The organism is Mesorhizobium sp. P171375, from assembly GCF_057786075.1.
Genome location: NZ_JBYNWF010000001.1, coordinates 6,001,911 through 6,013,210, shown reverse-complemented (window position 1 = coordinate 6,013,210; position 11,300 = coordinate 6,001,911). Strand labels below are relative to the sequence as shown.

General features: G+C 65.3%; 10 protein-coding genes. 4 read left to right on the top strand and 6 right to left on the bottom strand.

From position 1 onward, the window contains the following. Positions 1 to 34 precede the first annotated feature (34 nt). The 3 genes from carB to ACYHH6_RS29305 form a co-directional block, all read right to left on the bottom strand. Positions 35 to 3,538 (bottom strand): carbamoyl-phosphate synthase large subunit, encoded by a 3,504-nt coding sequence (carB, locus tag ACYHH6_RS29315; protein WP_352589739.1) that lies wholly within the window; start codon positions 3,536 to 3,538, stop codon positions 35 to 37. A gap of 259 nt (positions 3,539 to 3,797) precedes the next feature. Continuing rightward, positions 3,798 to 4,634: an SH3 domain-containing protein gene (locus ACYHH6_RS29310; RefSeq protein WP_352589737.1), complete on the bottom strand. Its 837-nt coding sequence runs from the start codon at positions 4,632 to 4,634 to the stop codon at positions 3,798 to 3,800. A gap of 149 nt (positions 4,635 to 4,783) precedes the next feature. Then, positions 4,784 to 5,554, bottom strand: coding sequence for a metallophosphoesterase family protein (locus ACYHH6_RS29305; protein WP_352589735.1), 771 nt, complete (start codon positions 5,552 to 5,554; stop codon positions 4,784 to 4,786). Between the two features lie 214 nt (positions 5,555 to 5,768). Here ACYHH6_RS29305 and ACYHH6_RS29300 point away from each other — a divergent pair, with 214 nt between their 5' ends. Continuing rightward, positions 5,769 to 6,239, top strand: coding sequence for a nucleoside deaminase (locus ACYHH6_RS29300; RefSeq protein WP_352589733.1), 471 nt, complete (start codon positions 5,769 to 5,771; stop codon positions 6,237 to 6,239). 34 nt (positions 6,240 to 6,273) lie between these two features. On the opposite strand, the gene ACYHH6_RS29295 is transcribed toward ACYHH6_RS29300, so the two are convergent. After that, a complete protein-coding gene (locus tag ACYHH6_RS29295) occupies positions 6,274 to 6,630 on the bottom strand; it encodes an ArsR/SmtB family transcription factor (RefSeq protein ID WP_352589730.1) in 357 nt (118 codons plus the stop codon). A gap of 207 nt (positions 6,631 to 6,837) precedes the next feature. Here ACYHH6_RS29295 and ACYHH6_RS29290 point away from each other — a divergent pair, with 207 nt between their 5' ends. Further along, positions 6,838 to 8,016 (top strand): MFS transporter, encoded by a 1,179-nt coding sequence (locus ACYHH6_RS29290; RefSeq protein WP_352589727.1) that lies wholly within the window; start codon positions 6,838 to 6,840, stop codon positions 8,014 to 8,016. A 33-nt stretch (positions 8,017 to 8,049) separates the two neighbouring features. On the opposite strand, the gene ACYHH6_RS29285 is transcribed toward ACYHH6_RS29290, so the two are convergent. Then, positions 8,050 to 8,514 (bottom strand): MarR family winged helix-turn-helix transcriptional regulator, encoded by a 465-nt coding sequence (locus tag ACYHH6_RS29285; protein WP_352589724.1) that lies wholly within the window; start codon positions 8,512 to 8,514, stop codon positions 8,050 to 8,052. Positions 8,515 to 8,695: 181 nt separating this feature from the next. On the opposite strand from ACYHH6_RS29285, the gene ACYHH6_RS29280 reads away from it, so the two are divergent. Further along, a complete protein-coding gene (locus ACYHH6_RS29280; RefSeq protein WP_352589721.1) occupies positions 8,696 to 9,490 on the top strand; it encodes an SDR family NAD(P)-dependent oxidoreductase in 795 nt (264 codons plus the stop codon). A gap of 195 nt (positions 9,491 to 9,685) precedes the next feature. Here ACYHH6_RS29280 and ACYHH6_RS29275 read toward each other — a convergent pair whose 3' ends face one another. Further along, on the bottom strand, positions 9,686 to 10,285 hold the full coding sequence (locus ACYHH6_RS29275) for a LysE family translocator (protein WP_352556496.1): 600 nt from the start codon (positions 10,283 to 10,285) through the stop codon (positions 9,686 to 9,688). Positions 10,286 to 10,381: 96 nt separating this feature from the next. Here ACYHH6_RS29275 and ACYHH6_RS29270 point away from each other — a divergent pair, with 96 nt between their 5' ends. Continuing rightward, positions 10,382 to 11,251: a LysR family transcriptional regulator gene (locus ACYHH6_RS29270; protein ID WP_352589889.1), complete on the top strand. Its 870-nt coding sequence runs from the start codon at positions 10,382 to 10,384 to the stop codon at positions 11,249 to 11,251. Positions 11,252 to 11,300 lie beyond the last annotated feature (49 nt).

Genomic DNA, 11,300 nt, shown 5'->3' with positions numbered 1-11,300 from the left:
CTCTCTAGTGTAAAATCGCGGGACGTTGATTGCCTCACGCAAAATACTCCTGCAGCGGCCGAACCTCCAGGCTCCCTGCCTTCAGCGCCGCAATCGCCTCGGCCACTGCGGCCGCTCCCGACAGCGTCGTGTAATACGGCACCTTCTGCATCAGCGTCGCGCGGCGCAGCGATTTCGAGTCCGACACCGCCTTCTGGCCGTCCGTGGTGTTGAAGACGATCTGGACCTGGCGGTTGCGGATGGCGTCTTCGATGTGGGGGCGGCCCTCAAGCACCTTGTTGATTTTCTCCGCTACGACACCGTTCTCGGCGAGGAAGCGCGCGGTGCCTGATGTGGCCATCACTTTGAAGCCCTGGCCGGCGAGGCGCTTGACCGCCGGCAATATGCCTTTCTTGTCCTCGTCACGCACCGAGACGAACAGCGTGCCGGAGCGCGGCAGGTCGACGCCGGCGCCCAGCTGGCTCTTGGCGAAGGCCAGCGCAAAGTCGCGGTCGAGGCCCATGACCTCGCCGGTCGAGCGCATTTCCGGGCCGAGCAAGATGTCGACGCCGGGGAAGCGGGCGAAGGGGAAGACGGCTTCCTTGACCGCGATATGGCCGGGATTGCGCGGATCGGGCATGGCGCCGTAATGGGCGAAGGCGTCTTCCAGCTTTTCGCCGGCCATGATGCGGGCGGCGATCTTGGCGATGGGGCGGCCGATGGTCTTGGCGACGAAGGGCACGGTGCGCGATGCCCGCGGGTTGACCTCCAGCACATAGACCGTGCCGTCCTTGATCGCATACTGCACGTTCATCAACCCGCCGACATTGAGCGCGCGGGCAAGGGCTGCCGTCTGGCGCTCCAGCTCGTCGACCAGCTCCGAAGGCAGCGAGTGAACGGGGAGCGAGCAGGCGCTGTCGCCGGAGTGAATGCCGGCCTCTTCGATGTGTTCGAGAATGCCTGAGACGAATGTGTCCGTGCCGTCGCAGAGGCAGTCGACATCGACCTCGATGGCACCCGAGAGATAGGTGTCGAACAGCAGCGGGTTCTTGCCCAAGAGGGTGTTGATCTGGCCGGTCTTGTCGTTGGGGTATTTCTGCTTGATGTCCTCCGGCACCAGGCCGGGCACGGTGTCGAGCAGATAGGACTGCAGCATGCTCTCGTCATGGATGATCTGCATGGCGCGGCCGCCCAGCACATAGGACGGGCGCACCACCAGCGGGAAGCCGAGCTCGCCGGCGACGAGGCGGGCCTGCTCGACGGAATAGGCGATGCCGTTCTTCGGCTGGGTCAGGTTGAGCTTGTGCAGCAGCTTCTGGAAACGGTCGCGATCTTCGGCGAGATCGATCATGTCGGGCGAAGTGCCAAGGATCGGGATGCCGGCCTTCTCCAGCGCGTCGGCCAGCTTCAGCGGCGTCTGGCCGCCGAACTGGACGATGACGCCGACCAGTTCGCCCGAGGCCTGTTCAGCGCGCAGGATCTCAAGCACGTCCTCCGCCGTCAGCGGCTCGAAGTAGAGCCGGTCGGAGGTGTCGTAGTCGGTCGAGACGGTCTCGGGGTTGCAGTTGATCATGATCGCTTCATAGCCGGCATCGCGAAGCGCGAAGGCGGCGTGGCAGCAGCAATAGTCGAACTCGATGCCCTGGCCGATGCGGTTGGGGCCGCCGCCGAGGATGACGACCTTCTTGCGCGATGACACCTGCGCCTCATTGGCAAGCGCGCCGGCGAAGGGCACTTCGTAGGTCGAATACATGTAGGCTGTGGGCGAGGCGAACTCGGCAGCACAGGTGTCGATGCGCTTATAAACCGGATGAACGTCGAGCTTTTCGCGAATCCTTTGAATCACTTCGGCGTCGGTGTTCGTCAGCGACGCGAGGCGGGCGTCGGAGAAGCCCATCGCCTTCAGCATGCGCAGATTGACGGCATCTTGCGGAATGCCGTGCTCGCGGATGCGGGCTTCCATGGCCAGGATGCCGGCGATCTGCTCGAGGAACCACGGGTCGATCTTGCACATGGCGTGGACGTCTTCCAGCGAGGTGCCCATGCGGATCGCCTGGGCCACCATGCGCAGCCGGTCAGGGGTAGGGGTTCCCAAAGCGGCTCGGATGGCGTTGCGGTCGTCGACGTGACTGGCGGGCGCAGTGCCGTGACCGAGGCCGGGGATTTCGATTTCGTCGAGGCCGGTCAGGCCGGTTTCCAGACCGCGCAGAGCCTTCTGCAAAGACTCCTGGAAAGTGCGGCCGATGGCCATGACTTCGCCGACCGACTTCATGGCGGTGGTCAGCACCGGCTCGGCTCCAGGGAATTTCTCGAAGGCAAAGCGCGGGATTTTGGTGACGACGTAATCGATGCTCGGCTCGAAGGAGGCGGGCGTGGCGCCGCCGGTGATGTCGTTCTCCAGCTCGTCCAGCGTGTAGCCGACGGCGAGCTTTGCCGCGATCTTGGCGATGGGGAAACCGGTCGCCTTGGAGGCGAGGGCAGAGCTGCGCGAGACGCGCGGGTTCATCTCGATAACCACCAGCCTGCCATCGGCCGGGTTGACGGCGAACTGGACGTTGGAGCCGCCGGTCTCGACGCCGATCTCGCGCAGCACCGCGATCGAGGCGTTGCGCATCATCTGGTATTCTTTGTCCGTGAGGGTTAGCGCCGGGGCGACTGTGATCGAGTCCCCCGTATGCACGCCCATCGGGTCGATGTTCTCGATCGAGCAGACGATGATGCAATTGTCCGCCTTGTCGCGGACAACCTCCATCTCATATTCCTTCCAGCCGAGCACGCTTTCCTCGATCAGCACTTCGGTGGTCGGCGAGGCGTCGAGGCCGGACTGGACGATGTCGTAGAATTCGGCGCGGTTGTAGGCGATGCCGCCGCCAGTGCCGCCCATGGTGAAGGACGGGCGGATGATGGCGGGCAGGCCGACATGGTCGAGCGCCTGGGCGGCGATCGCCATGCCATGGCTGATGTAGCGCTGCTTGCGGTCGCCTTCGCCGAGGTTCCAGCGTGTTTCCAGCGCGTCGAGCGCGGCATCGAGATCGGCCGGCGCCTCGGCCTTCAGCGCGGCGCGCTCGGCCTCATGCGTCTTGCGGTCGGTGTTCTTGACGTCGGTGGCGTTGGCCAGCATCGACTTCGGCGTTTCGAGCCCGATCTTCTTCATCGCCTCGCGAAACAGCGCGCGATCCTCTGCCTTGTCGATTGCCGTGGCATCGGCGCCGATCATCTCGACATTGTAGCGGTCGAGCACGCCCATGCGGCGCAGCGACAAAGCGGTGTTGAGCGCGGTCTGACCGCCCATGGTCGGCAGCAGCGCGTCGGGCCGCTCCTTGGCGATGATCTTGGCGACGACCTCCGGCGTGATCGGCTCGATATAGGTGGCGTCGGCCAGTTCCGGGTCGGTCATGATGGTGGCCGGGTTGGAATTGACCAGGATGACGCGGAAACCTTCCTCCTTCAGCGCCTTGCAGGCCTGGGTGCCGGAATAGTCGAACTCGCAGGCCTGGCCGATGACGATGGGGCCGGCCCCGATGATCAGGATCGACTTGATGTCGGTGCGTCTTGGCATCGTTATGAGTTCCGTTCGGCGAGCGGCTTGCACGAAAAACCGGGACGGGAAGACCCGGCCGGTTGTGCTTGCGATTCTGGTATCAGGCTAGGAGGGCCTTATAGGGAAGAGTTTTGGCGGATGTAACCCCGAAAATGAGGGATTGCGCGCGGCTTCGCAAACGGGGCAATCGCTTCAAGTTTGAAATCGCATCTTGCCGGGCGCCGGCGTCGACAAATGGTCAGTCGTGGCAGAATCCAGTTTGCGACGGCGCCGAACCCTAATCCCCGGCCGCCACGGCGTCGGTGATCTCGAAGCGCTCGGAGGTGCCGATGCGGATCATGTTCAAGCTGCCTTCGCGGGTGAAGCGGAATTCGTCGGCAGAGTCGGAGCCGACTGGCAAGCCGCCATGGAAGCTGATGATGCGCGCGCCGCCGTCCGGCCAGGTCACGGTCACGGCGCTGTCGCCGCCGGTATGGGCGACGCTTATTTGGCACTGGGTCATCGGCTCGCCGACATGGCGCGCGCAGGGGATGCCGGGCGCGGGTGGAGCAGGGGAGGGCTCGATCGCCGCGAACGCCATGCCATAGGCATCGTCCATCGCGGTCCTGCCGATCTCGGCGGCGGACTTCGGCGTGCCTGGATCCGAGCCGCCGAGTCGCTGCGTCAGGTCAGGCGGCGGCGCAGGTGCGGGCGGTGGGGGCGGCGTCGTGGCGTCCGGGCCAGCATCGGTGGCCGTGGCGACAGTGGGCGCATCCGCCGGCTGATCGGATTCAGGCACGGTCGCCGGATTGACCGGAACGAGATAGCGCGCCGGCGCCCAGCCGGTGACTTTGGGATTGTCTGAAACAATCTTGCACCAGGGATGTCCGTCAATGTCGTTGCAGCCGAGGTTGCGTACGCTCGCGCCGGCAGCCACCCGCGCCTCGGTCTTGCCCATCGGCGATGGCTTGGCGCGGATGTTGAGCAGATCGTCGGGGGCAAGCCCGGTGACGATGGAGATGAAGGGCGCCTCTTCGGCGTGAGCCGGGACAACAGCCATCCACGCCGCCGTCAGCAGCGGAGCGGCAATCAGCGCATGCAGACTTGTTCGGAGCGTAACGATGCGCCTCATCATTGGCCGTGCACTGATACTCTGTACCTTTGCCGCGGCAGGTCCTGCCGCATGCCGAGGCGGTTTTATAAGGGACGATACGGCGTCATGTAAGTCCGAAAATGCGTCCGATGTTTGGTGCCGGGAGGGCGGCGCAGGGCACGGCTGTGGCGTCAAACGGAGCCTTGCCCAGAGGATTTGGGCATGAAGCCGGTTCTGAGCGCATGCGCCCATTCCGGCCGCCCCGCCTGTTCAGCCTGCCTGGCTGCCGCTTCGTGGTCGTAGTCGACGGCGATGGTCTCGAAACGGTCGGGTCCTTCACCATCCAAGGTGACGATGCCGTAGCGCGCATGCGGGCTGCCTTGCTCCGAAACATGCGCCGGCGGGGTGTCGTCGTCATAGGCGGGGGCGCCGACGCTGCCGGGGTTGAAGATCACGGGGCCGTCGGGGATGCGGATCAGCTCTGGGCGGTGGCTGTGGCCGCACAGCACGATGCGGCAGGCGAGCCCCTTCAGCCGCCGCTGAATAGCGGCAAGCGGTGCGCGCACCAGTTGGCCATCGACGATCGCGTCGAGCAGATATTTCTCGTCATGGTCGGGCCGGGCATGAAAGGCGACCACGCCGGGAATGATCTCCAGCGTGAAGGGCAGGGCGAACAGGGCTTCGCGCTGCGCCTCCGTCAGCCGCTCCTGGGCGTAGCGGTCGGAAGCCCACATCGTGTCGTCGGCGGGATCGACGGCGACGCGGCGGTCATGGTTGCCGCGCACGGTCGGCAGGTCGAGCGCTTCGAGCCGCTCGAACGTCTCGCGCGGCCAGAGCGGACCGGAGACGCAATCGCCGAGATTGATGGTAAGATCGGCGCCACCGCGCCGCTTGAGGTCGTCGAGCACGGCATCCAGCGCCAGGACGTTGCCGTGGATGTCGGCGAGGACGGCGATGCGCATGCGGCGGGCTCCCTGGTGCAGCCGCGTTGGAGGCTTTGCGGCCCGTCTTCGTTATCAAGCTCGTGCCTTGGGTATCAAGCCCTTGAGATCGTTCGGGACAGCCGGGAGCCCCACCCGTGGCTTTTGCGGAAGCACTCCATCTGCTACCGTCCACGCCATTCCAGAGTTCATCTGGGGGGAGATCTGCTCAAGACAGCCTTGGAGGGACCAGGCGATGACCCGCGACCAGATGGTTGCCCACCTCCGCGCCGCCAATGACGTCGCGCGCGAGACTGCCGCGCACGGGCATCATCCTTTCGGCTGTGTGCTCGTCGGCCCCGACGATCGCATCCTGATGCGGCAAGGCAACATCAACACCGTGCGCCACGCCGAAACCGAACTCTCCCGGCGTGCGGCGGACGCCTATCCGCCGGAATTCCTCTGGTCCTGCACGCTGGTCACAACCGGCGAGCCCTGTGCGATGTGCACCGGAACGCTCTACTGGGCCAATATCGGCCGGCTGGTCTACGGCTACGAGGAGAGCAAGCTTCTCGCACTGACTGGCGATCACGCCGAGAATCCGACGATGAACCTCTCGTCGCGCACAGTCCTCGCCTCCGGGCAGAAGCCGGTCGAGGTCCACGGCCCATTCCCCGAGATGGATGAGGAACTTCTCGCCCCGCATATCGGTTTTTGGCAGCGCTAGGAGCGACAGAAACCTTACTTGCGAACCTGCAGCCTCAAACCGGCAGTTCGATGTCGTGGCCTCCGACCGCCGGAAGGGCAGGGTCGTCACCAGCCGCCGCAATGACGCTGTCGAGCAGGCCGGGGAAGCGGGCGTCGAGATCGGCGCGGCGCAGCGTGATCATGCGGTTGGTGCCGACCACTTCGGCGCGGGTGACGCCGGCCTCGCGCAGTTTGGCGAGGTGATAGCTGAGATTGGTCTTGGAGCCGAGGTCGAGGAACTGGCTGCAGTTCAACGCCACGCCCTCCTTGCTGGCGAGATAGCGCACAATGGCGAGCCTGGTCGGGTCGCCAAGCACGCCGAGCACGATCGGCAAGCTGATCTGGTCTGTATTGGGGTGCGGCAAGGTCATGGCCCGAAACTAAGCACAGTCGGTGGCGATTTCAACGCGTCCATCTTGTCCCGCGCATGCACAGTGTTTCTCCGTTTCGCGATCAGGCCCGCCGGCTGTCCTGACACAGGGCTGTCAGCAGGGTTCAGCTATTTTTGGTCATCTTCATTGACATCATGCCCTGTTATGTCCAATTGTTCAATAAGCTTTGAACTAAGGACACCCCCAATGGACAAGCGCCTCTTCTGGCTTGCGCTCGGATCGTTCACGATCTCGACCGAAGGCTTCGTCATTTCCAGCCTGTTGCCCGACATCGCCACCGACGCCGGCATTTCCATCCCGCTCGCCGGCACGCTGATCACCGCTTTTGCGCTCGCCTATGCGATCGGCACGCCGATCCTGGCGACGCTGACCGGTGAATGGGACCGGCGCCGCGTCATCCTGTGGACGCTGACGTTCTTCGTCATCGGCAATCTGGTGGCAGCACTAAGCTCGTCCTTCGAACTGCTGCTCATTGCCCGCATCATCATGGCGCTGTCCTCGGGCCTGTTTGCCGCAACCGCGCAAGGCACGGCGGTGGCGCTGGTCGATGACCATCACCGGGCGCGCGCCATCGCCGTGGTCGTCGGCGGCACCACCGTGGCGGTTGCGCTCGGCGCACCGCTCGGCGCGCTGGTCGCCGCCTTTGCCGGCTGGCGCGGCACCTTCTTTGCCATTGCCGGGCTTGGCGCGCTGGTCGGCGCCATCCTGTGGTATCGGCTGCCGCGTGGCATCATCGGCACCAAACTGCCGCTACGGGCACGGCTTTCGGCAGCAGTGCGCCCCGGCGTCATGCCAATCCTGTTGACGACGACTCTGGCGCTGATCGGTGCCTTCACCGTCTTTGCCTATGTCGCACCGCTGGCCATCGAAAGCGGGGGCCTCAGCCCGATGGCGTTGCCCGGCATGCTGCTCGCCTTTGGCGTCGGCGCCGTCATCGGCAACATTGCCGGTGGCCAGGCGGCCGACCGTTTCGGCGCGACGCGCACCGTCGGCTGGTCGCTGGCGCTGAGCGCGGCCATGCTGGTGATGCTCTCGGTTATCCCCACCTTCCTGCCGCAGCACATCGCCGGGCCGGTGCTGATGGCCATGATGGTGCCGTGGGGCATCGTCGGCTGGGCGTTCCCGCCGGCGCAGGCCAGCCGCATCATCAAGCTGGCGCCAGACGCCGCTCCGATCGTGCTGTCGCTCAATGCCTCGGCGCTCTATCTCGGCGTGGCGCTGGGCGCGGTGGTCGGCGGTGCGGTGTTGCGCTACGGCGTGCCGGCCGATCTCGGCCTGGTGGCGGCGGTGTTCCCGGTTATCGGGCTCGGCGTCGTGCTGGCCGGCCGCTGGGCGGCACGACCAGTCGCCATGCCGGCGGAGTAATGCCGTTTCCAGATATGATCGCCGGCCGCTCCTTCAGCTTGAAGGGGCGGCCGGTGGTACTTCGTAATCCAGCTCCGCGACTTCATCCAGCATGGCGCGCAGATCGGCCGCCCGTTGCCTGCCGACCATGTCCTCGAAGCGCTGCTGGGCAGTGCTCCACAGTTTCGTCGCCTCTTCGAGCTTGGCGAGGCCTTGGGTTGTCAGCCGCACCCGCTTGATGCGGCGATCGTCCTTGTCGGCGAAGGTCTCGATATAGCCGTCGCGGATCAGCGGCTTCAGCGTGTGGCCGAGCGCCGACAGATCCATGACCATCTCTTCGGCTATGGTGCCCATCGCCGGCTCGCTGCCGACATAGATCTGGTAGAGCAGGCCGTATTGCGTGCCCTTCAGGCCAGAAGGCGCGATCACATCGTCATAGAAGCGGCTGAGCTTGCGCGCGGCACGCCGCAGCGTGGCATTGTTGCAAGGGCTGAATCCCGGCATCGCAGTCTTGGTCATCACGACTCCTCACCGGCAAAAAGCGTCTGTCGGCCTGCCGCAGAAATAGTTTCTGCCGCCTCCGTTGACAAGATGGTGGCATATACCTACTTCCCAGATAGTGGTATATGCCACTAATTGGAAATCAGGCGGCGAGCGGGGGACATCCCATCTCGCCGGGCAGCTAAAAAGGAACAGGACAATGAGTGGACAGGACAATAAGGGCACCGCAGTCATCACCGGCGCGTCGGCCGGCATCGGAGCGGTCTACGCCGACAGGCTGGCCGGGCAGGGCTACGATCTGGTGCTGGTGGCGAGGCGCGCCGACCGGCTCGAGGAACTGGCTGAAAAGCTGCGTTATGCCTACAAGCGCAAGGTCAGCGTGATTGCCGCCGATCTCGCCGACGACAATGATGTGCGCCGCGTCGAGCAGGCGATCGCCGCCGACGACAGCGTGACGCTGCTGGTCAACAATGCCGGCATCGGCGGCCAGGCCGTGGTGGCAACGGCCGACGCCGACGAGGCCGAGCGCATGATCAAGGTCAATGTCATTGCCTTGACCCGCCTGACCCGCGCCGTGCTGCCGGGGCTTTTGGCGCGCAACCGTGGCGCCATCGTCAACATCGCTTCGGTGCTCGCCTATGAGACCTCGTTCGGCGGCATCTACAGCGGCACCAAGGCCTATGTCGTCAACTTCACCGAAGGGCTGCACCGCGAGGTCGCCGGCACCAATGTGAAGGTCCAGGCGGTGCTGCCGGGCGCGACCCGCACCGATTTCTGGGAGCTTGCCGGCAGCGATATCGACAACCTGCCGAAGGAAATCATCATGACCGCCGACGATATGGTCGATGCGGCACTTGTGGGTCTCGCCAGGGGCGAAGCCGTCACCGTACCGGCGCTTGCCGATGCGGCCAAGCTCGACACCTTCCTCGGCGCCCGGCAGGCCTTCTACGGCAGCCTGCACGCCGACAAGCCGGCGGCCCGCTACGCGGCTTGAGGAGGCTGGTTCGCTTTCGCGAACCAGGACCCCCACCCCGCTCACTTCGTTCGCGACTTGCCGGGGCGAGCCACGGGTCTCGCCCGTCCTTCGGACCCCCACAAGGGGGAGGGTAGAAGGCGCGCTCCCTACCTCCCCCTTGTGGGGAGGTCGGACCGAAGGTCCGGGTGGGGGTACTGGCGCAAGCTTTACAGATTAAGCAGTCCGCCACATCGGAATGATTGACGCCGCCAGCACCAGCGCCAGCACGATGTTGAGCGCGCGCCATTGCCATTCGGTCTTGAGCAGCCGTGCCAGCACCATGCCCGCCACGCACCAGATCGACAACGAAATGGCGGCGGTGAGGCCGAAGGTCGAGCCGAGCAGCAAAGCCAGTTGTCCCGGTCCGTCGGCCAGCGCCGCGAACGAGGCGGCGGCACCCAGTCCCATCGCCCAGCCCTTCGGGTTCATCCACTGAATGCCTGCGCCGCCGAAGAAGCTGTTGGGCTTGGCCATCGTCACATCGAGATTGGGCGGCCCCGCGCGACCGATCTTGATGGCCAGCCAGATGAGATAGAGCGAGCCGATGATCTTCATCGCCAGCTGCAGCGACGGCATGGCCAACAGCAGGCCGGCAAGCCCGGCGGCGGCGGCACCAGTCACCGTGGCAAGGCCGGCAGCGCTGCCGGCCATCAGCGGCACAGAACGGCGAAAGCCGAACTGCGCTCCCGAAGCGGTGGACAAGGTCGTGGCAATACCAGGCGTGGCGGTGGCCACGAAGGCAAACAGGATAAGCGGCAGGATGGGCTGGAGCATGGGAGGCCCTTCATCGAAGGCCCCATCGTAGACCGCCGCCTGCTTCAGTAAATGCAATGTTTGCGATGCCTGGCATTAGAAGATATAATGCTAGTCATGATCCGTAATCTCGACACCGCGCTGATCCGCACCTTCGTCACCGTCGCCGACAAGGCCAGCATGACGGCGGCGGCAAACGCGCTGCATTTGACGCAAGGCGCCGTCAGCCAGCAGGTCAAGCGGCTGGAGGAGGCGCTCGGCTGCAGCCTGTTCGAGCGCGACCGACGCGGCTTGCGGCTGACACGGCCCGGCGAGCGGCTGTTTGGCAAGGCAAAGCGGCTGCTTGGCCTCAATGACGAAATCTGGGCCGAGATGGCGGGCACGGACGTGGCCGGCCAGGTGCGGCTCGGCGTGCCCTACGATCTCGTCGGCACCTTGCTGGCGCCGGTGCTGAAGGCCTATTCCGAGGCCTATCCGCGGGTCGAGATATCGCTGCTCTGTGCTGCCTCGCCGGACCTTGCCGCTGCCCTTGCGGCCGGCACCATCGATCTTGCCGTCATCGAGGAACGTGTGGGTCCGTCGGCGGGCGAGTGCCTGGTCATCGACCGGCTGGTCTGGGTCGGGGCCAAGGGCGGCGTCGCTCGCGCCAAGCGACCGCTGCCGGTGTCGATCGTCGCCGACACCTGCGCCTTCCGCCCTGTGGTGTTGTCGGCGCTGAACGAGCATGGTTTGGAATGGCGCACCGTGTTCGAAAACGGCAACATCGACGCCACGACGGCGACGGTGCGCTCCGACCTTGCCGTCACCGCCTGGCTCGCCTCCACCGTGCCTGCCGATCTCGACATTCTGCCCTTCGATGCCGGGCTGCCGCCGCTGCCGAATTTCTCGATCAACCTGCATCTGCCAAGATTTGGCGCGGCCCCGGCGGCGCAGGAGTTTGCGCGGTATATCAGGGATGGACTGGCGCGGCGGGCGGTGGCGGCTTGAGGGTGCCGGCAGGCGGATGAGGGGCGGCGCGAACCGATCCGTTTCAGAT